This window comes from Rhodococcus sp. BP22 (genome assembly GCF_014281965.1).
Taxonomy (GTDB): Bacteria; Actinomycetota; Actinomycetes; order Mycobacteriales; family Mycobacteriaceae; genus Rhodococcoides.
The window spans coordinates 278675-299269 of record NZ_JACFTB010000006.1 but is presented as its reverse complement, the minus strand read 5'-3'; the positions used below and the strand labels follow the sequence as shown (position 1 = coordinate 299269).

The 20595-nt window shown below is 62.8% G+C and carries 17 protein-coding genes, 1 tRNA gene and 1 pseudogene; 9 read left to right on the top strand and 10 right to left on the bottom strand.

Annotated elements, in window-relative coordinates:
* Positions 1-35: 35 nt before the first annotated feature.
* The gene (locus H2510_RS15285) at positions 36-488 is read left to right on the top strand and encodes a GNAT family N-acetyltransferase (RefSeq protein ID WP_315901384.1); all 453 of its coding nucleotides are present in this window, start codon (positions 36-38) and stop codon (positions 486-488) included.
* 65 nt (positions 489-553) lie between these two features.
* Here H2510_RS15285 and H2510_RS15280 read toward each other — a convergent pair whose 3' ends face one another.
* Positions 554-1951 (bottom strand): DEAD/DEAH box helicase, encoded by a 1398-nt coding sequence (locus tag H2510_RS15280; RefSeq protein WP_186629133.1) that lies wholly within the window; start codon positions 1949-1951, stop codon positions 554-556.
* A 256-nt stretch (positions 1952-2207) separates the two neighbouring features.
* The gene (locus H2510_RS15275) at positions 2208-3521 is read right to left on the bottom strand and encodes an HNH endonuclease (RefSeq protein ID WP_186629132.1); all 1314 of its coding nucleotides are present in this window, start codon (positions 3519-3521) and stop codon (positions 2208-2210) included.
* 323 nt (positions 3522-3844) lie between these two features.
* Between H2510_RS15275 and H2510_RS15270 the strand changes: the two are divergent.
* Positions 3845-4275, top strand: a pseudogene (locus H2510_RS15270) (ClpP family protease); the annotation flags it as partial.
* 389 nt (positions 4276-4664) lie between these two features.
* On the opposite strand, the gene H2510_RS15265 reads toward H2510_RS15270, so the two are convergent.
* The 4 genes from H2510_RS15265 to H2510_RS15250 form a co-directional block, all read right to left on the bottom strand.
* Positions 4665-4740, bottom strand: a tRNA-Arg gene (locus H2510_RS15265).
* 34 nt (positions 4741-4774) lie between these two features.
* The gene (locus tag H2510_RS15260) at positions 4775-7249 is read right to left on the bottom strand and encodes an ABC transporter permease (protein ID WP_186629131.1); all 2475 of its coding nucleotides are present in this window, start codon (positions 7247-7249) and stop codon (positions 4775-4777) included.
* Positions 7246-7944, bottom strand: coding sequence for an ABC transporter ATP-binding protein (locus H2510_RS15255; protein WP_186629280.1), 699 nt, complete (start codon positions 7942-7944; stop codon positions 7246-7248). Before H2510_RS15255 ends, H2510_RS15260 begins: the two co-directional genes overlap by 4 nt.
* A gap of 222 nt (positions 7945-8166) precedes the next feature.
* Positions 8167-9399, bottom strand: a complete 1233-nt coding sequence (locus tag H2510_RS15250) for a CdaR family transcriptional regulator (protein ID WP_136169803.1) — start codon at positions 9397-9399, stop codon at positions 8167-8169.
* A gap of 337 nt (positions 9400-9736) precedes the next feature.
* Between H2510_RS15250 and H2510_RS15245 the strand changes: the two genes are divergently transcribed.
* Positions 9737-10624: an acyl-ACP desaturase gene (locus H2510_RS15245; RefSeq protein WP_186629278.1), complete on the top strand. Its 888-nt coding sequence runs from the start codon at positions 9737-9739 to the stop codon at positions 10622-10624.
* A 160-nt stretch (positions 10625-10784) separates the two neighbouring features.
* Positions 10785-11651, top strand: a complete 867-nt coding sequence (locus tag H2510_RS15240; protein ID WP_186629130.1) for a universal stress protein — start codon at positions 10785-10787, stop codon at positions 11649-11651.
* Here H2510_RS15240 and H2510_RS15235 read toward each other — a convergent pair.
* The 3 genes from H2510_RS15235 to H2510_RS15225 form a co-directional block, all read right to left on the bottom strand.
* Complete coding sequence (locus H2510_RS15235; RefSeq protein WP_186629129.1) at positions 11648-11974, bottom strand: cupin domain-containing protein; 327 nt, start codon at positions 11972-11974, stop codon at positions 11648-11650. The genes H2510_RS15240 and H2510_RS15235 overlap by 4 nt on opposite strands.
* A 61-nt stretch (positions 11975-12035) precedes the next feature.
* Positions 12036-12542: a dihydrofolate reductase gene (locus H2510_RS15230; protein ID WP_186629128.1), complete on the bottom strand. Its 507-nt coding sequence runs from the start codon at positions 12540-12542 to the stop codon at positions 12036-12038.
* Complete coding sequence (locus H2510_RS15225) at positions 12542-13342, bottom strand: thymidylate synthase (protein WP_186629127.1); 801 nt, start codon at positions 13340-13342, stop codon at positions 12542-12544. Before H2510_RS15225 ends, H2510_RS15230 begins: the two co-directional genes overlap by 1 nt.
* Positions 13343-13371: 29 nt before the next feature.
* On the opposite strand from H2510_RS15225, the gene H2510_RS15220 reads away from it, so the two are divergent.
* Positions 13372-14238: an Fpg/Nei family DNA glycosylase gene (locus H2510_RS15220; RefSeq protein ID WP_186629126.1), complete on the top strand. Its 867-nt coding sequence runs from the start codon at positions 13372-13374 to the stop codon at positions 14236-14238.
* Here the strand turns inward: H2510_RS15220 and H2510_RS15215 are convergent.
* Entirely contained in the window at positions 14231-15784 is a 1554-nt protein-coding gene (locus H2510_RS15215) for a carboxylesterase/lipase family protein (protein ID WP_186629125.1), read from the bottom strand. The two genes, H2510_RS15220 and H2510_RS15215, sit on opposite strands and share 8 nt — an antisense overlap.
* Positions 15785-15838: 54 nt before the next feature.
* Between H2510_RS15215 and H2510_RS15210 the strand changes: the two genes are divergently transcribed.
* The 4 genes from H2510_RS15210 to H2510_RS15195 all read left to right on the top strand — a co-directional run bounded on the left by H2510_RS15210 (position 15839) and on the right by H2510_RS15195 (position 20593).
* Positions 15839-16405: a molybdenum cofactor biosysynthesis protein gene (locus tag H2510_RS15210; RefSeq protein ID WP_186629124.1), complete on the top strand. Its 567-nt coding sequence runs from the start codon at positions 15839-15841 to the stop codon at positions 16403-16405.
* A gap of 391 nt (positions 16406-16796) precedes the next feature.
* Entirely contained in the window at positions 16797-17990 is a 1194-nt protein-coding gene (locus tag H2510_RS15205; protein ID WP_186629123.1) for a CaiB/BaiF CoA-transferase family protein, read from the top strand.
* Positions 17991-18129: 139 nt separating this feature from the next.
* Entirely contained in the window at positions 18130-19110 is a 981-nt protein-coding gene (locus tag H2510_RS15200) for a D-glycerate dehydrogenase (protein WP_186629122.1), read from the top strand.
* 79 nt (positions 19111-19189) lie between these two features.
* The gene (locus H2510_RS15195) at positions 19190-20593 is read left to right on the top strand and encodes an APC family permease (RefSeq protein WP_186629121.1); all 1404 of its coding nucleotides are present in this window, start codon (positions 19190-19192) and stop codon (positions 20591-20593) included.
* Positions 20594-20595 lie beyond the last annotated feature (2 nt).

Below are 20595 nucleotides of genomic sequence, written 5' to 3'. Positions count from 1 at the left end.
ACTCACGCCAACAGGAACCAGAGAGGCGTACCCGAGTGATCACGGTGGAAGAAGAAGACGGGGATACCCCGGCCGGGGCGCAATTACGAGCCGCTCAGCGGGCGGAGTTGGATGCTCGCTACGGAAACAGCAGCCACGAACCAGGGATGCCACCGTCCGGGGAGGACATGCTGGTATTCGTCGTCGCGCGCGACGATTCGTCGGTGGGCATCGGGTGCGGGGGACTGAGGTTGCTCGCGGGCAATGAGGCCGAGATCAAACGGATGTACGTCATTCCCGCCGAGCGCGGACGCGGCGTATCGGTCGCCATCCTGCGCAAGCTCGAGGACTCAGCGCGCGCTCACGGTATCCACACTCTCAAGTTGGAGACCGGATCGCGCCAACTGGACGCAGTGAGGTTCTACGAGCGGGAGGGTTACACCAGAATCGAGCCATTCGGCCCGTACGTCGAGGCCCTGACCTCGATCTGCTACGCCCGCACGCTGTAACAACAAGTCCGAAAACGACTGTGCGCGCGCAACCATCGGTTGCGCGCGCACAGTCTTCGTTTGATCTAGCGAGTACGGCTCGCGGCAGGCCCTGCGGGACGACGACTACGTCCTCCGGCGCCGCCGGCTGCGTGCTGGCGTGCTGCGCCGCCTTGGCTGCCCTGGCCGCCACCGCCACCACCACTGCGACGCGGAGCGCCGCCGCTGCGAGGGTTGCTGCTGCGTGAGCTCCCATTACCGCGTGGGCTGCCCTGACGAGGCTGCTGAACAGCCTTGACCGGTACGGGCTCGACATACCGAGCCTGCTCGCCGACGAGTTCGGACACCTGAGGTGAGTCGGCCGTGACGCGGACCGGGGTCACCTTGATGTTGGCCTTGCGCAGGAGGATTGCGGTGTCCTTGCGCTGCTCCGGGAGAACGACGGTGACGACATCTCCGGCGCTTCCCGCGCGAGCGGTGCGGCCCGAGCGGTGCAGGTATGCCTTGTGCTCGGCAGGCGGATCTACGTGCACTACGAGCTGGACGTCATCGACGTGCACACCGCGAGCGGCGACGTCGGTGGCGACGAGTACGCGCGCCGAACCCGAGGAGAATGCGAGCAGGTTGCGGTCACGTGCACCCTGAGAAAGGTTGCCGTGCAAGTCGACCGACGGGATTCCAGCTTCGGTGAGCTGCTTGGCGAGCTTGCGGGCCTGATGCTTGGTCCGCATGAACAGGATGCGACGTCCGGTACCCGAAGCCAGTTGCTGCACGAGCTTCTTCTTGGCTTCGACACCGTCGACCTCGAAGACGCTGTGCGTCATGGCTTCTACGTGTGAGTCGACTTCGTCGACGGAGTGCGTCACCTGGTCGGTGAGGAACCGCTTGACGAGCTTGTCGACGCCGTTGTCGAGCGTCGCCGAGAACAGGAGACGCTGACCCTTCGGCGGGGTAGCCGCGAGAATTCGAGTCACCACCGGAAGGAACCCGAGGTCGGCCATGTGGTCGGCTTCGTCGAGAACGGTGATCTGCACGCCGTCGAGTGAGACGTGGCGCTGCTTCATCAGGTCTTCGAGCCGACCCGGGCATGCGACGACGATATCGACGCCACCCTTGAGGGCGGATACCTGACGGTTCTGCGAGACGCCACCGAAAATGGTAGTGACGCTGAGCTTGTACGCCGCTGCCAACGGTTCGATTGCGGCGGCGATCTGGGTTGCCAGCTCGCGGGTGGGCGCAAGGATCAGTCCGCGTGGGCGGCCTGGCTTGCGGTTGCCTGGGAGCTGTCCGGCGAGGCGAGCAACCATGGGGATAGAGAAAGCGAGTGTCTTGCCACTGCCCGTCTTTCCGCGGCCGAGAACGTCGCGTCCTACGAGAGTGTCGGGAAGTGTGTCAGCCTGGATAGGGAAGGCGTCGACCTTGCCCTGGCTGGAGAGAACTTCGGCGAGCGCGTTCGGAACGCCGAGTGAAGCAAAGGTAGTCATAACGATGTGATGCGCCTTTCGGGCAAGGTGTTGCACCACGGGCTGTACGCCCGACAAGTGCAAAGGGGTGGCGAGACTGCCGGTGGGCAGTTTCGATCGCCGTAAGAAAAGCCTGTGCGCGGTGCACATGGACTACGCGGCCGGGGCCGGGCGGAAGTAGAAGCATTCCACGACGTCTGACGTGCAGCTACGCGCGTCGATGACCAGTGTAACCGGTGGCGCTGTCGTTTCCTTCCCGGAGTGACCGATCAGGCATCTACGCCGCGGAGAGGTCGATCACCAACTCTTGCTCGACGAACGACGGGTAGCTGACGACCACGGGCATCGGCGGCGCTGTCGAGCTGTACTCGTGCCCGGTCGGTGTGGTCATGTCGTAGATGTGGATGACGCCGGGCTTCCGTGCTTTTCGAGGTTCGGCACTCCACCCGTCTGCTTCCTTGGTGTGATTGCATGCGGCGCACAGGCCTGCGCCGTTGCTCGCGCTGGTGTCGCCCCCGCGTGCGTAGGACCGGATGTGGTCGTGGTGACGAATCGGTGCGTCGCACCACGGTGTTCGGCACGTTCGATCACGCAGGTCGATCAATCGGGCCAGCGCTGGTGGGAAGATTCGAGCTTTCGATTCCATCGCGGTGAGCGCGCCGGTCGAGGGGGTGGCATACACCCTGCGGAGCTCGACCCGTGTGGTGTCCGCACACGCATTGCCTACCAACTTGCGGGCGATGACTGCGGGGATTTCGCCGTATCCCTGCAGGTGGGCGGGGACGGTGCTGTCGGCGAGAAGAGTCGTGTCGGCGATTACGAGGTTGACCGACACCGGTGCGCCCGCGCCCGCTGATGCCGTTCCGGTGATGCGCTCGTATGCCAGATCGGCCATGATCTGGTCCCTGGTTCGGCTCTCTCCGCCGGCATTGACGATCGAGTCGGCGTCACGTCGGAGGGTCGCCCACATGCAGACGGCGCGATCCATCGATGTCACCGTGGTGAATTGGCACATGAAGTCCGGTTGCGGTCGAGTGCTGGTGCGGCGCGCCGAGAACGCCGTTTCGAAGCGTTTCACTACCGACGCGGGATCGAGTTCAGCGGCCATCGCGCGGGCCCTCGCGGCGATGGCGTCGTCACCGAGTCCATTCAGGATGTGCCCGTCCGCACACAGCCGTCTATCGATGACCTGCCGGTCCTCGACCGTCAAACATGCTGTCTCTCTGGCGATCAGGATGGCGCGATACTCGTTGAGCTCACCGCCGCGTAACCGGTCGAGGGTGTGTGGCATCTCGTGGACGAGTGATCGTGCCAATCCGAGGAAGGTGGCACCCTTGTTCGGGGACACGCGCCGCGCGAGCCCGATCTGCGAGGCGAGGCCTGCCCGCCACTGCGCCTTGGGTTTCCCGAGCGCCTTCCGTTGCTCGCTGATCGAGACGGCGACGGCATCGGTGGCCACTGCCTGGGCTGCTGCACACGCGCAGGTTGCGGTCTCCAGTGCGGTGATCAGGTCGATTCCGGTGGCCGCGTCGGGCACGGGTTTCAGCTCGTTCAGTCGCGCCACGAACTCCAGTACCTCGGATACCTGCATGAGATCCCCCAATCTCGAACGTATGTTCGACAATATCGAACCCCAGTCGTATCCGCAAGCCCCATTGGAGTTGTCGACCTACACCCCGCTGCTATGAGCGGATGGGCGTCGAACATCTCTTCTCTCGGCAGAGGTATTGGGATGCAACGGTTCTCGTGGGCATAGTGGAGCCATGACCGACTCGACACCGCGAATGTTCTCCTCCGACCTCCGCCGACAACTGTTGCACCAAAGCTCCGCAGGCATCGTCGGTTTGGCAGTCGAAGTGGAGCATGCCGGTCGGGGTGGGGGTGCAGTGATGAGTTCGTACCAATCCCAATGTCATCACACGAGATTCACGCGGCGAACGAGTCGTCGATGTCTATTCGCACCTACTCAGCGAACGCATCGTGTACGTCGGAACCGGCATCGATGCGGGTGTTGCGAATGCACTGATCGCGCAGTTCATCGGATCTCCGGTTGCAACTACATGTATCGGTCAGGCGGTCGCGGCGGGGGCAGTCCTGCTTGCCGCAGGTTCGCCGGGACGTCGAGCTGCATTGACCCACAGTCGGGTGGTCTTGTATCAGCCCGCAGCGCAAGGTCGCGGCACCAATCCCCGACCTCATCCTGGCAGCCGCCGAGGTGGTGCGTGTGCGGTCGGAGACGGAGGGCAATACTCGCCGAGCACACCGGCCGAGACGTAGCGACGCTCCGGCATGACACCGACCGCGACTCGGTGCTGACTGCGTCGGCAGCTCTCGACTACGGAATCGGTCGACCAGGTTCTGAAGAACCGCTGAGCGGGAAGCATGCTGACGCCACCCGGGTGAGGTCATGGTGCGCGAGGCCGGCGATCTCGGCAATGGACGTTCCCAGCGCACCGACGACGTTCTAGTTCGGAAAGGTACTGCGGTGAAATTTCGGCGCGCGTCGCGGTGTCGGACAATGTGTCGCCACGGGACTGTCGGCGTTTGCGTAGTCGACGGCCCACCACCTCGTGCCACAACGGTTCCATTGCCGTCGTCCGGTTGGGCGGCTTCGCCGTGTCGGAGTGCGCGGCGGCCGGCGCGATTGAATGCTGATGACCTCAGCCATGGGCCGAACCCTAGCGCTGGTCCGGAACGGGTGAGCGCAATTCTGTTCAGAGCGGATGAAGAGATTTGGTGCCCTCGGCAGGATTCGAACCTGCGACCTACCCTTTAGGAGAGGGTTGCTCTATCCCCTGAGCTACGAAGGCGAGTTGTGCACGTGCGAGTGTACAACTCGCCTTGTCAGTCGGCGGCAATCGCGTCGACGATTGTCGAACGTGCAGCGTGGAGGGCTGGGGGTGCCGATCCGATGAGCGAGAGGGCGAGTGCGACGAGTCCGTAGATCACCACGGCCGGCCCGATGGAGTAGGGGATGAAGATTCCAGTGCTGGCGCCGAGGATGAGGGTGCTGAGGTATTGCAGGGCGGCGCCGATTCCGATGCCGAGGATGCCGCCGACGATCCCGACGGCGACTGCCTCCGCTATGACCATCCGTGCGAGTGTGCCGCGGCGCCCGCCCATGGCGCGTAGGACGCCGAGTTCGCGTCGGCGTTCGAGGACGGACAGTGTCAGTGTGTTCAGTAGTGCGACGGCGGCGACGAGTGCGACGATCCATTGGAGCGCGACGGCCAGTGCCCCGGCCTGTGCGATGGACCCGCTGGCCCCTGCCAGCGCTTCCTCACCCGAGTACACGTAGACCTCGGGCGGCAGGGTGGAGTCGAGTTCGTCGAGCACGGTGGCGGCGTCGCCGTCGACGGCTATTTCGAGGTAGGTCGCGCCGGGGCGGTCGAACCATTGCTGCATCGATTGCAGCGAAATGGCCATTGTTCCCCCTGCGGCGTTGAGGTAGTCGACGAGTGCCAGGACTTCGACTTCTCGGATGCCTGTCGGGGTGGGGAGTTCGATGATGCTTCCCACTGAAATGTCCTGTGCTTCACCGAGTGTGCGGGAGATCGCGACACCGTCACCGCGTAGCACTGCAGCGCGAACGTCGTCGTCGAGGACGGACAGGGTGACGGCGTTGCTGCCCTCGCCGACGGCTTGGATGGAGACGAATTGTTCGTCGAGTGTGGCGTAGGCCCATTGGCCTTCTACCACGTTCTGTACCCCCGGGGTGTCGCGGACACGTTGCACCACTGCAGGATCCAACGTGGAGCCCGCGGGCACCACCGAGCTGGGGGTGAGCGAAACGTAGATGTCGGTGCGTCCGAGAGAGGACAGTGAATCCGTCGCTGCGGAGGTCAAATTGTCCAGGGCTCCCGACACTCCGACACTGACTCCGACGGCGACGACGATGGTCATCACCGTCGCCCAGATCCGTCGCGGTGCTCGTTCGACGGTGGCCGTCGCGAGTCGGCCTGCGCCGCCCCAGCGGCGGGGGAGTGCGGCGACGGCGTCGACGATGAGATCGGTTCCGCTGACGCAGAGAGCGACGACGCCGACCAGGAACAGCGCGCCGGCGGCGAGGGTGAGTTGGCCTTCGATTGTGGACGCGAGCACGACGGCTCCGACGACGCCGAGCACTCCGAGTGCGGCCGCTCCTACTGTGACGGACCTTCTTCTGCCGGCGTCGGTCTCCGAGCCCCCGACGGCGAGTGCTTCCACCGGCGAGATTCGGTACACCTGAACTGCGGCGAGCGCGGAGGCACCGACGCAGGCGAGGATGCAGGCGATGATCGCTACGGGGATGGCGTAGCCCGGCAGCACGTATTCGATGCGAGTGTCGATTTCTTGTACTAGAAAGGGCGGCAGGCTGCTGATGGCGATGCGGCCCATGAAAATTCCGAGTGGAGTGCCGATTGCCCCGCCGATCAGTCCGACGAGGGCTGCTTCACCGAGGAGATCGCGGACGATGGTCGATCGCCTGCCGCCGAGTGAGCGCAATACCGAGATGGTGGGTCGGCGTTTGGCTATTGCCATGTTCATGACGTTGAACACGAGGAAGCCCGCGACTACGAAGGCGATGAGCGAGACCATCAACGTCGCGTTGCGTGTCAGGCTGATCGCGGCGTCCGCTCGATCGGCTCGGAAGTCGGGGTCCATCACCGCGACGCGGCCGTCGACGGCGTCGATCAGTGCTTCCTTGACACCTCGATCCGAATTGTCGATCACGAAGATGGAGTCGATTTTTCCCGCGCGATCGGTGAGTGTCTGCGCCAAGTTCAGTGGTGCGAGAACAAACATTCCGCCACCGATGCGTTGCGATCCTGCACCGGTGATTACACCGGCGACGGTCAACGGTGTCCCGCCGACCTCGAAACTCTCGCCTTCCCGTAATCCCGTCGAGGGTCCGACGAGCACGGCTCCCGGTTCGGCGAATCGGGTGACCGATCCGGAGACGGCGGATTGCAGATCGGAGTCCAGTGCGGTGATCGAGGAGTCGACGCCGATGACGGTGATCCTCCCGTTCCCGGTCACGAGGTCGCTGCGGAGCATGGGAACGGCCGCGTCGACACCCGGTACTGCACGAACCACATCGAGTTCGGACTGGGAGAACCCACTGTCGGTGACGCCGATGACCTCGAGGTCCGCGTTGCCGGCAATGGAGGCGGTGAGCCGTTCGACCGATCCGGTGAGCGAACCGTATGTTCCGAGCACTGCGATGAGCAGACCTGCGGCGACGGCGACGACGGCCGCTGAGACGAGCGATCGAACCCAATGTGTGCGCAGATCTCGAAGCCCGAAAACTCGGAATCGGCTGAGAGCGGTTTCGATCACAGTCCGGAACCCGACAGGACGTCGGTGTCGATCCGGCCGTCGAGCATGCTGATGACCCGGTCGGTATTGCGAGCGGCCTCGAGATCATGCGTCGCCATGACGACGGCTCGGGTGCCGTCGCTGTCGTGGGCTATGTCGGCGAGGATGTTCAGAACGGTCTGCGAGGTCTTGGAATCGAGGTTGCCGGTCGGTTCGTCGGCGATCAGCAGCGCCGGATTCATGATGAGAGCTCGGGCTATGGCGATGCGTTGAATCTGTCCACCGGACAGTTGCGCGGGCCGGTGCTCGGCTCGATCGGCCATGCCGACCATGTCGAGCAGCCGGAGGGCATCGGCTTTTGCCTTACGTATGGGCATTCCGTCGAGAAGTTTGGGGACAGCGACGTTTTCCCACGCCGACATCGTCGGGAGCAGATTGAAGAATTGGAACACGAAGCCGACTTTGTGCCGTCGAAAGTCCGATTGCTCGTTGTCGCTCAACCGGGTGATGTCGACGCCGTCGAAGATGACCGATCCCGAGTCGGGTACATCGAGGGCGCCGAGCATGTGCAACAAGGTGCTCTTCCCCGCGCCGGAGGGAGCGACGAGCGAGACGAACTGTCCACCCTCGATCGTGAGATCTACGCCGTCGAGGGCTCGTACCGGTTGATCTCCGGCCGAGTACTGCTTGACGACGCGGTCGAGGCGAAGCGACAGTGCTGCCATGTTCATGGCTCCCGTTCCAAAAAGGAGAACCGCCCACACATGTGCGGGCGGTTCTCTGTAGTGACAGCGTCCGCCAGTGCGCCTCTCGGCAAGAGGCCGCTCGAAGCGGCAATGTTGTTGGTACCCGGGGCATGGATCGAACGCTGTCGAAGTGTTCAACCACAACCCTGGAGCAACTATTCCTTCACTGTTACTACCCTGGGCGGGGATTTTCTAAGCAGCACCCTGAGATGCTTCGAGTCGGCGTGCGACCAGCGCAGCTTGCAGGTGGCGGATGCCCGAGGGCCGGGTCGGATCGAAACCGGTGAGCTGAGCGATGCGCTTGAGCCGATAGTCGACAGTATTGGTGTGTAGATGTAGCTGCCGCGCAGATCGCTGTCGGTTGAGGTCGTGCGAAATGTGAATCTCGAGTGTCTCGAGCAACTCCGGCGAAGAATCGAGTGGTTCCAGGATCTGGCGAAGGTGACGGCGGCCTGGACCAGGCCGGGTGAGCTGGTATTCGAGGACCAGATCGTCCATTCGGTACAGCCCCGAAGGTCGGTGAAGTTGGTGCGCGAGCGCAAGAAGTTCATGGACCTGGTCGGCCGCTGTGGGGATGTCGGTCATGGCGGCCTGCTCGGCTGTCACGGTGACGGGCACTTCGGCGGCGGTGCTGATGCGATGCACCAGAGCTTCGACCCATTCTTCGTCGTGGACACCGGGGATGAGCACAGTGCCGCCCTCGGTGCTCAGCATCGACAGCGGAGTGCGGCCGCATATCGTCGCCAATTCGGCTTGTACGCGTCGTAGCTTGCGTCGGGCCGCCACTGTCTTCTGGATCGCCGGGTCGTTCTCGTCCGGGTGCGGGGGGACGGAGATTGCGAGTACCAGGTAGCTCTCGGCTAGTTCTATGCCGGACTGCCGCGCAATTGCGACGGCGTTGTGGCCGCTGAGTAGTGAGGAGACCAATGTGTGTGCAGCTGTGTGATGTTCGCTGGCGACTGCTTGGAGTTCCTCGACATAGCTCTTGGACGCCGCGATGGATACTTTCTCGGACAGCAGTACGAACATCCTGGCCGCCTCGATCAGGTTGCTGGTGTCACCTTCGCCTGCGCGCTTGGATACGAGATTCCAACCGATCTGAATACCCTCGTGATAGACGGTCAGCACTGATTCGAGTGGAACGCCCTCGCGTGCCCACTGGCTCGCCTTGGCTCGCAGTTGGGCAAGATCACTCTCGTTGGGAGGTCGACGTTCGTCGAGCATCTGGACCGCGATGCTGATGCATTTGACGGTGAATTCGGTGACGTCGCCGTGCAACTGCTCGCCGGGCAGTGAACCGCAGGGAGTGTTGGCGGCGAAGTGGCCGACGAGTTGGCGCGCCACGGCACGGAAATCGCGAAGCGGAGCGGACGCGAGCTCACCTGCGACCATTATTCCGAGACTCTTCGTGTTGTGAACGGTCACAGATCAGCCCTTCGGGTAGGAACTTCAGCTCTGGAGGGAACAAAGTTACTCACACGTTTTATAGTGCAAACTTGCATTTTTTAGAGCGAGACACGGTATCTGAACATTTTTCCATACTTCAAGTTTGTTTCCGGGCCTCTAACGGACTTGATCATAGGATGTTATGAACGCGTTATCCAGGGTTTGAAAAAATGAGTTTGTGAAGGCTCTCAACTTCATGTCCCGAGGCTTGCGACATGGCCTAAACAATCAGAATCTGGTTCGCGCCACGGTGGTCGACCGCTTAGCGTTGTCGATCGGGCTGAGAAACGTGCGAGATGCGAGCGAGGGGGTGTGGATGGTCAGCGGAGCGGTGAGTCAACTGGTATTGCTTCGAGAGTTGGAACCCGTGATCGGAGCAAATCTGCACAGACACTTGGCTGCAGCGACCACATGGGACCCGGCGGAGTATGTCGATCCCGAGAGGTATTGGCGTCAGCGTCGATCCACCCTGACCGAAACCGCCAAGGCAGCGCTGGTCACCACGCTGCTCACGCACAGTAGTACAGCCCTCGATCACCGCGAAGTGTATGGGGTGAGTGCCGCTCGCAACACGTGGTCCAAGTGGATGTACGAGTGGAACGGTGAGAAGAAGCGTCACGCCGAGGCGATCCATCGATACCTGGTGGCGACGCAAAGCGTAGACCCGGTTGCGTTGGACCGAGCGCGTTTTCAGTGCATGACCGTGGGGATCGAGTCCGCGATGGAAGGGCAGCACCTGCTGCGGTCGATCGTTCACGCCACGGTCGACGTCATGGCCACTATGGTCAGTCATCGAAACACCGCGGCCGAGTGCAACGATCAGGTGGCTACGAAACTTCTGGGCCGCATCGTCGCGGACCAGCAACTGCACTTGGATTTTCTTCGCGACGCAGCGTCTGCCGCGCTCGATATTGCACCTGCCCAGATGGCGAAGGCCATCACCGAGGTCATCCTCAACTTTCGGATGCCGGGCACCGGTATGCCAGGCTTCGAACGCAGCGCGATGCTTGTCTCACGCAACGGGATCTATGATCTGCGACGTCATCTCGACGAAGTGTTGTTGCCGATCCTGAGGCACTGGCGAATTTTCGACCGTGTCGATCTCGGCCGGGGCGCGGGAAGCACGGCCATTCTCTCGGACTTCCTCGACGACTTGGAGAACCAGGCGGAAGTGATCGAGGCCCAAAAGCTCCGTGCGTCGTAGGGGCGACGTACGAGGAAATAGCTCCCCGGGGGGTCTGTGGGAAAAGTAGCCTCTCTCCGGTTTCGATGATGGAACCGGAGAGAGGCACCTTTTGTTTCCCCGTCAGGACCGCAGGTCGTCTATCCTGGGCCGACATCTGATCCTTACCGGAGGTTCGCACGTGAACAGACCCCGAATCATTGTCGTGGGCATCGACGGATCGGAATCGGCGGACCGTGCGGCGATCTGGGCCGCCCATTCTGCCGTCGCAAGGAACGCGGTGTTGCGCATCGTCACCGCCATCGCGCCGCATCTTTCACCTACGCCGCGAGACCCTGGCGAAACAGCGCACGCAGTAGCAGGCTCACGACTCGATGCCGCCCGCATTCTCGCCCGTGAGTCGGTCGAAGGTGTCCCTCTCGACATCGTCGTCGAAGTGCGCGAGGGCAACACAGTCGACGTTCTGCTCGACGAGTCGTCCAGAAGCGACCTCGTCGTCCTCGGTGCGCGTGGGCTCGGCGAGTCGGATTCAGGGGTACTCGGATCGGTGGCGGTCGCGCTCAGCGCGCATTCCACCTGCCCTGTCGTGGTGGTCCGTGGGCGGTCCATGGATGGTCTGCCGCCGGCTCAGGGGCCGGTAGTGGTCGGAGTCGACGGCTCGGCAATCAATCAGCTTGCGATCGTTGCCGCGTTCGAAGAAGCAGCGCAACGTGGTTCGGCGTTGATCGCGGTGCACGTCTGGTCCGATGTCAGTCTCGCGCATGGCGCAGGTGTACCGCAGGACTGGGAAGTCATCTCTGCGTCCGAACAAGCCGTGCTCGCGGAAAGCCTTGCGGGCTGGCAGGAGAAGTACCCAGACGTCGAGGTGCGGCGCGTCGTCGCACAGGATCGTCCGGTGCGCGTGCTCAGTCAGTTGTCCGAGCAGGCTGCGCTGATCGTAGTCGGCAGTCGTGGACGAGGCGGATTCACCGGCATGTTGCTCGGATCCACCAGCTACGCGTTGATCCAGACTGCCGACTGCCCGGTGATGGTGGTTCGCGGCTCCTAGATGGAGACGGTCAGGAGAAACGCGACGTCTTCGACGGCCTCGACGCTGTGTCTCGCGTCCGGGACGACCAGGAGATCGCCGGCAGAGCCTTTCCAGGACTTCGCGCCGCTGACAAGCTTGAGCTGACCGCTGAGGACGATCACGGTCGATTCTCCGGACAAGTCGTGCTCGCCAAGCTTGGTACCTGCGACGAGAGCTACCACTGTCTGACGGAGATGGCGCTGATGGCCGCCGTAGACGGTCTGTGAACTTCTGCCACTGGACGTGCCGACGGCGAGTTTCAACTGTTGTCGGGCAAGGGCGGTGAGTGACTTCTTGTCCATGCGCTCAGTATGACCCACGAGAAGCTTCGGTCAGAGTGGTCTGCTCGAATGACTGTGCAGATCAAGTACTTTGGTAAGCCTTGCCGTACTGAACGTGGCGATATCGGATGCCTTCGTTTCGGCTGATCAACCATTGTCCGGTAAGTGCCGACCACTCACCGGTGACCTCCGGCGCCGAGGTGTCGCCGTCGATATCGAGGTCGATTTCGGTGACCTGCAACTCCGTCGCCAACGGCATTGCCGCCCGATATATCTCACCGCCGCCGATGACCCAGGCGGTATCGCCGTCGGTGAGACTCAGCGCAGCCTCGACGCTGGAGACGACCTGAGCGCCTCGCGCCTGCCAGTCCGGGTTGCGTGTGACCACGACGTTCCGACGTCCAGGCAGCGGACGGAACTTCGGCGGAAGTGAATCCCAAGTCTTTCGCCCCATGATTACCGCGTGATCAGCGGTGATCTGTTTGAAATGCGCAAGATCCTCCGGGACTCGCCAGGGGATGGACCCGCCGTCGCCGATGGTTCCACCGGTGGTCTGCGCCCAGATCATGCCGATATGACGAGAGGACATCAGACTGCCACCGGCGCTTTGATGGCTGGGTGGTGCTCGTACCCGACGACCTCGACATCTTCGAAGGTGTAATCGAAGATCGAATCACGTTGTGCGAGTCTCAGCTTCGGGTAGGCGAATGGCTCGCGGGTCAGCTGCTCGGCGACCTGATCACGGTGATTGTCGTAGATGTGGCAGTCCCCGCCCGTCCATACGAAGTCACCGACCTCGAGGCCGACCTGCGCCGCCACCATGTGCGTCAACAACGCATAGCTCGCAATGTTGAACGGAACGCCCAGAAACAGATCGGCGCTGCGTTGATACAGCTGGCACGACAGCTTGCCGTCTGCAACGTAGAACTGGAAGAACGCATGGCACGGCGGCAACGCCATCTGTGCAATCTCACCGACGTTCCACGCCGAGACGATCATTCGTCGTGAATCCGGGTTGGTGCGGAGGGTCTCCATCACCTGGGAGATCTGGTCGATGTGCTCGCCCGACGGCGTCGGCCACGATCGCCACTGCACGCCGTAGACGGGGCCGAGTTCACCGTCCGGGGCCGCCCACTCGTCCCAGATGGTGACACCGTGCTCGCGCAACCACTCGACATTGGACTCGCCGCGCAGAAACCACAGTAGTTCGTAGACGATCGACTTCAGGTGTACTCGTTTGGTGGTGATCAGCGGAAAGCCTTCGCTGAGATCGAAACGCATCTGGTGCCCGAAGATGCTCGTGGTACCCGTTCCGGTACGGTCCGATTTGGCGGTGCCAGAATCGAGAACGTGGCGGAGCAGGTCCTCGTACGGCGTTGGAACCTTCACGGTCGACAGTGTAGGCGCATACTGGATCGATGCCGGAGCTGCCCGAGGTGGAAGCGCTCGCCGGGTTCCTGCGCGCACACGCGGTAGGGGCCGTCATCGGCCGGATCGACATCGCCGCGCTGAGCGTCCTCAAGACATTCGATCCACCCGTCACCGATCTGCAGGGGCGTGACGTCACCGATGCCGCCCGGTTCGGCAAACACCTCGGATTGCAGGCAGGCGACCTGTGGTTGATCACCCATCTCTCCCGTGCCGGCTGGCTGCGCTGGACCGACAAGCCGAGCGACGTGCCGCCGAAGCCAGGCAAAGGTCCGCTTGCGCTTCGAATCCACTTCTTCACTCCCGAAGGCCTGACGCCGGCGATCGACTTGACCGAAGCAGGCACCAAGAAGCGGATGGCAGTGTGGGTCGTCCACGATCCGCGCGAAGTTCCGGGCATCGCCCGCCTCGGTCCCGACGCGATGGACGTGACCGAACCCGAGTTCGCCGAGATTCTCGGCGGCACCACCGCGCGACTGAAGACTGCCCTGGTGGATCAGTCGCTCATCGCCGGCATCGGAAACGCATATTCCGACGAGATCCTGCACGTGGCGAAACTGTCTCCGTTCGCCTCGGCCGGCAAACTCGATGCCGAAGCAGTGTCCGTGCTGTACGGGTCGATGCGCGAGGTGCTCGCCGACGCCGTCGCCCGCTCCGAAGGGCAGGACGCCGCACGACTGAAGGGCGAGAAGCGGTCCGGGATGGCTGTGCATGCCCGAACTGGTTTGCCGTGTCCGGTGTGCGGCGACCCGGTCCGCGAGGTCTCCTACGTCGAGCGATCGTTCCAGTACTGCGCGACCTGTCAGACGGGCGGCAGGATTCTTGCCGACCGTCGGATGTCGCGACTTCTCAAGTAGCGGCGCTGAACGGCTCGGTCATCTGGCTCGCATATCCGCGGTAGCCTTCCCATGCGAGCCGACGGTCGCGTCGAGGATCGCGCTGCACGCGTGTGCGGACGTCGAAGATCATCGTTTCGCGAGTGTCCTCGGAGTATTCGGGCCATGACTCCCGCGGTGCGCCGGTCGTTGCGAAGTGCAGCCACTGCGACTGCACTTGCTCGGTGACAGCAGCCCAGGCCGAACGGCCTCCTGGAATCGTCATCAACTTTCCGACCACCGTGTCGTTGAGACCGAATACTGCAAACATCTCGAATCCGTGCGTCGCGTCGAGTCCGAGCCACCGCATAATTCTCGGCGCGAAGTCGAAGCGGTAACTGTAGGTCGGTGCGTACTTCGAATGCGCTTCGGCAACCTCGAGCGAAGGCTTCCAGAAGGTGAAGTCCCCGCCCAGGTCGATCGCGGCTTCGGCGTCGGGATAGCCGGGATAGGCGTCGGTGACTGTCGCTTTCGCCGCCGGATCGGTAAGGGCGAATAGCTTGTCGATGCGTTCGGGGTTGGTCGGCAATGCATCGAGGATCTTGGGAAACAGTGTCGCCTCGCGGCTGTTCGTGCCGATGATCAGCGGCACTCGGTGTGCGGTGCCGTCGGCATAGGCCTCGAGCGGATTGCAAGGAAGATAGTCCCCGTCGACGACCGGACCGAACGGGTGCAGGCCGGGGGTCTGTTCGAAAACCGACTTGGCGAGCCTGTTTCCGGCACGGCCGAACTCTGTGACATCGGCGGAGTCCAGTGTCTGCGCGGCATGTGCGGCGTCGCCGCCGAGGAAACCGAGGAAGTCCTTCGCCCACTGTGTTGCGCGCTCGTGCGTCGCGACGAGCCCTGGTACCGAACTCTCCGAAATAGCCTGCCTGAAGAGCCCTTTGGCGGCTGGTGTCGCGAGAAGCGTGGTCACGGCGTTGGCGCCTGCCGATTCGCCGAAGATCGTCACGTTGTCGGGGTCACCGCCGAACCGACCGATGTTGCGCTGGACCCATTCGAGCGCCGCCACTTGATCGCGCAATCCGAGGTTCGAGTCGAACTGCCGCTCGGGCGTCGAGAACTGGGTCATATCCAGGTAGCCGAGGGCTCCGAGACGGTAGTTGATCGACACATAGAGGATGCCGTCGCTCTCGCGTAGCGAACGTCGTACCAACGAGCCGCCGACGTACAACGGCGTCGCGGAGCTACCGAGGGTATAGGCGCCGCCGTGAATGAACACCATGACCGGCCGCGGCTTTGCGCTCGCTGCAGCGGGGGCCAGCACATTGAGGTTGAGGCAATCCTCGCTCACCGGCTGGTACTTGTTGATGGAGAGCCTGGTGTAAGCCTTGTTCTGCACGGACGCGTTACCCCAGTCGGTCGCGTCTCGAACGCCCTCCCACGCGACGGTCGGTTGCGGCGCACGCAGGCGCAGCGGTCCGACGGGCGGTGCCGCGTACGGGATGCCGCGCCAGCTGAGAAGGTCCCCCAGTGGCTTGCCTTGGATGACGCCGTCCACCGTGGCCACTCTGGTATTCGCTGACATACACCGAGTGTACAAATGTAACGTTACCGAGGGGTAGGAGTGGAGAATGGGGGAATGGTTTTCCACTACCGCGCCGAGATCGTGCAACTTCTCGTATCTCCTGCCCATGCGTACTTCGGTCGTTCGAAGGACGGCCCGGCGGCGGACGTGTCCACCGAGCTGGTCGACCGCGTCGAGATCGTCGCGAACAAGGGCATCCGCGGAGATCGCTTCTTCGGGGTGAAAGCGCACACCGAGGCGGCGGTGACGTTTCTTGCCGCGGAGGCGTGGGAGGCGGCCGGTGACGTGCTGGGCGCGGACATGCCCAATCCGTCCGTGGCCAGGCGCAATGTGGTGATCCGCGGCGTCGAACTCGATCCGCTGCGTGGCATCGAATTCGAACTCGACTCCGGTGAAGGCGCAGTGCGATTCCGTGGAGGTAGGCCCGCGCATCCCTGTTCATGGATGGATTCGATGGTGATCGCCGGCGCCCGGAAAGCATTGATCGGCCGCGGTGGCCTGCGGACCGAACCACTGAACGACGGCATCCTGCGCGTGGGTCCGGTGACCCTGCACTCCCCGGTGGAACTGGATGCGGCAAAGGCGTCGTCGCAGGTGAAACGAGCCCAACCCCTGCGATAGGTTGCGCGCTGTGGCCTGGATCAGGGCGCGTCGGTCCAGTAGTTCATAGCTCTCGGCTTTCGATCTCAGCCGATGTACGCATTTTCGCCCGGGGCTCCGCATTGGTTCGTAAACCCAAGAAACCCGCAGTTCGCCCATACCTCCGCGAAGAACGACAACAGCCCTGTCGCCGCCGACGCTATCTCTGAACTGCCGGTATTCGAGCTGCCGGTATCCGCACTTGCGACTCCGGGCGCCGCAAGGCCTATGACGGCTGCAGTGAGAGCAACGGCTGCAAGTCTTTTCATGTGCTATACCTCATTCGTCGGCGGATCAGGCAGTTCGACGGTGACTCTATCGCAGCTGGACAATCAAGTGTGATGCTTCCACTTCGAGGTACGAAAGGGAGAACATGTTGCCGCTCAGTGGTGTTCGCGTCCTCGAGCTCGGAAATTACATTGCGGCACCCACCGCGGCCAGGATGCTGGCCGACTTCGGGGCCGAGGTCATCAAAGTCGAGCGCCCTGGAACGGGCGACGAGCTACGCAACTGGCGGCTCTACTCCGGAACTACCTCGATGCTCTATCGGACGATCAACCGGAACAAGAAGTCGATAGTGCTCGATCTCCGCACCGAGCAAGGGCGTCGGGATGTCATCGACTTGGCGGAGAAATGCGACATCGTGTTGGAGAACTTTCGGCCGGGCACGCTCGAGAGGTGGGGGCTCTCGCCCGAAGTGCTCAGTGCGAAGAATCCCGAGTTGATCATTACCCGCATTTCGGCGTTCGGGCAGACCGGCCCGATGTCCGATCGTCCAGGTTTTGCGGCAGTCGCCGAGGCCTACGGCGGATTCCGGAATCTTGTGGGCGACGCCGATCGACCGCCGGTCCGCGTCGGAGTCTCCATCGGTGACTCCATCGCCGGGCTGTACGCGGCGTTCGGGTGCGTCATGGCGCTGTTTCAGCGACAGAATGCGAAGTCTGCATTGTCGTTGTCGGAGCGGTCCATCGACGTTGCACTCAACGAATCGATTCTGTCCATGATGGAATCGCTCATCCCCGACTACCTCGCCTACGGCGTCGAACGTGGGCGGGTCGGTGGCCGGATGGAAGGCATCGCGCCGTCGAACGCTTACCCCTGCAACGACGGTCATTCGATCATCATCGCGGGCAACGGAGATGCGATCTTTGCGCGCTACATGGCCACGATCGACCGCCCCGACCTCGGCGCCGATCCGGAGCTGTCCACGAATGCCGGCCGTTGGAGCAGGCGCGAGGAGTTGGACGCCGCCATCTCGGCTTGGACCGGACTGCATTCCCGTGAGGACGCATTGAGGATTCTCGACGAGGCTGGTGTGCCGTCCGGCCCGATCTACACTGCAGCGGACGTCGTCGCCGACGAGCAGTACAAGGCGCGCAACATGATTCAGAACTTCGTGGTGGACACCGGTGAAGCCGAACCGGCCGAGGTGGGATTTGTCGGAATCGTGCCCGTGATCGGTGACAAATCGATTCCGATCCGCTCGGTCGGTCCGGACCTCGGCGAGCACACCAGAGAAGTGCTCTCGACTCTTCTCGGTAGGACCGAAGAAGAGATGGGACTCTGATGTACAGGCTGACTCCCGCTACCCTGGCAGCCATGGTGGGGATATCGGAACAGCTGTCGATAGATCTCGGAGCACCCATGCATTCCAAGTCGGTTCAGAATGCACTGCCCGGTCATGCCCCCGCGTTCGAGTGGGTCATATGAGAAAAATCTTGGTCACCGCGCCGATTCCAGCGCCAGGGATGGACATTCTCGCCGCTGCCGCCGAGGTGGAACTGCTCACCGTCGACCACGACGGGCTGGCCGAACGCTGCGCCTCGGGGGAGTACAGCGTCGTGGTGTCTCAGTTGCATGATCTGTTCGACCGCGAACTACTCGCCTCAGCGAACATCACCGGCATCTCCAACTACGCGGTCGGGTACGACAACATCGACGTTGCAGCGGCAACGGAGCACGGTATCACCGTCGCCAATACACCCGGGGTACTGACGGATTCGACAGCGGACATTGCGCTACTACTCATGCTGTCGACGGCCAGGCGTGTGATCGAGGCAGACAACTTCGTTCGATCCGGCGCATTCACCGGATGGGAGCCCGAGCTGATGCTCGGCTCCGACGTGTCCGGACGGGTGCTCGGTCTCGCCGGCTTCGGCCGCATCGCACGCGCTACAGCCCGTCGGGCCCTCGGATTCGGCATGACGGTCCAGTTCTGTCCACGCCCGCCGTCCGACCGCGAGGTGACCGAAGACGAACTGGGAGAGTTCGCCGGCCGCGTCCAGCACGTATCGTGGGACGAGCTGGTGACGACGAGTGACTTTCTGTCGCTGCATGTTCCGCTCACCGCCGACACCCATCACCTCGTCGATGCGTCGACGTTGCGAGCGATGAAGAATTCGTCGATCTTGATCAACACTGCTCGCGGACCCGTGGTCGACGAGACTGCCTTGGTTACGGCTCTGCGTGAAGGCGTCATCGGTGGCGCAGGACTCGACGTGTACGAGAACGAACCGAAGCTGGCACCCGGCCTTGCCGGGTTGCCCAATGTAGTGCTCCTACCGCATGTCGGAAGTGCCACGGTATCGGTGCGATCGGAGATGGCACGGCTCTGCGCCGAGAATGCGGCGGCGATGGCCAACGGCGCCCCACCTCCGCACCCGGTGAATTCTCCAGTCGCGATGTGATCGAGGAAAAAGGGGCGTAGCTTCTTACCTCGATGGTGGCGGAAAGCACCTGGGTGCTTTCACAGAAGTACGGAGACGCATGAACGATCGGCGCACACTCACCACCGGCCGCGTGGTGTTCCTTGTCGTCGCGGCAGCAGCACCGATGGCTGCCATGATCGGAAACGTTCCCTTGGCGCTCATCAGAGGAAACGGTGCGGGCCTGCCTGCCGCATTCGCAGTCAGCGGCATTGTGCTGCTGTGTTTCTCGGTCGGGTTCGCGGCGATGAGCCAGCAAGTGATCAACACGGGCGCCTTCTACACCTACGTAGGGCTTGCGCTCGGTAAACCGCCGGGTGTCGCAGCCGCGTACGTAGCGGTGCTCGCGTACACCTCGCTCGCATGCGGACTGGCCGCAGCATTCGGATACTTCACCCACCTCGTGGTCCTCGATTCGGGCCTCGACGTGCCCTGGTGGGTCTTCACCGCCGTCGCCGTCGCCATCGTCGCCTGTCTCGGGTTTCGTAACGCCGATCTGTCGGCGAAGGTGCTCGGTACGTTGATGGTCGCCGAGTTCGCGTTCCTGACGGTGTTCGACGTTCTTGTTCTCGGGCAGAAAGGTACGGCTGCTCTCCCGCTCGAATCTTTCGCTCCGGCACAGGTATTCTCCGGATCGATCGGCATTGCGATGATGTTCGCATTCTCCAGCTTCATCGGATTCGAGTCCGCTGCACTGTACGGGGAAGAGACGAAAGACCCACAACGCAGCATTCCTCGCGCGACGTATATCGCCGTCTCGACCATCGCGGTGTTCTACGTGCTCACCAGTTGGATCATCGTCGGTGCCGCCGGAGGGCTCGACGCGCCGGCGATGGCGCAGACCGAACTCGGGAATCTACTGTTCGCTTTGGCCCAGGAATACGGTGGAACGATCCTTTACGACGGCACCGCAGTGTTGCTGTGCACCAGCGTTCTCGCGTCGTATCTGGCGGTGCACAATGCCGCCAGTCGGTACCTGTTCGCGCTCGGCCGTGAACGAGTACTACCCGAGGTTCTCGGACGGTTCCATGCCGTACATTTCAGCCCGCACATCGGCAGCGTGACGGTGACGGCTGTCAGCACCTTCGTACTTGTCGTATTCGCGGTTGTGGGCGCTGATCCGTACCTGGTGGTGGCAGCGGGCGCAATCGGTCTCGGCACGTTGGGAATCATCGCGTTACAGGCGGCAGCCGCCTTGTCGGTCGTGGTCTTCTTCTGGACGCGTCCGGACCGGTCGATGGTGCGCACGGTCATCGCTCCGGGGATCGGGTTCATCGGCTTGACGACGGGGTTGATCCTGGCTGGAACCCATTACAGCACTCTGACCGGATCCGATTCTGTTGTCGTCAACGCCATCCCGGTTGTCCTGATCCTGGCTGCGATCGCCGGTGTCCTCGTCGCGCTTAGAATCCGGCGTCGAGACGCAGAGGCCTATGCGGGCATTGCGGCCGCCTCGTTGCGCTGACG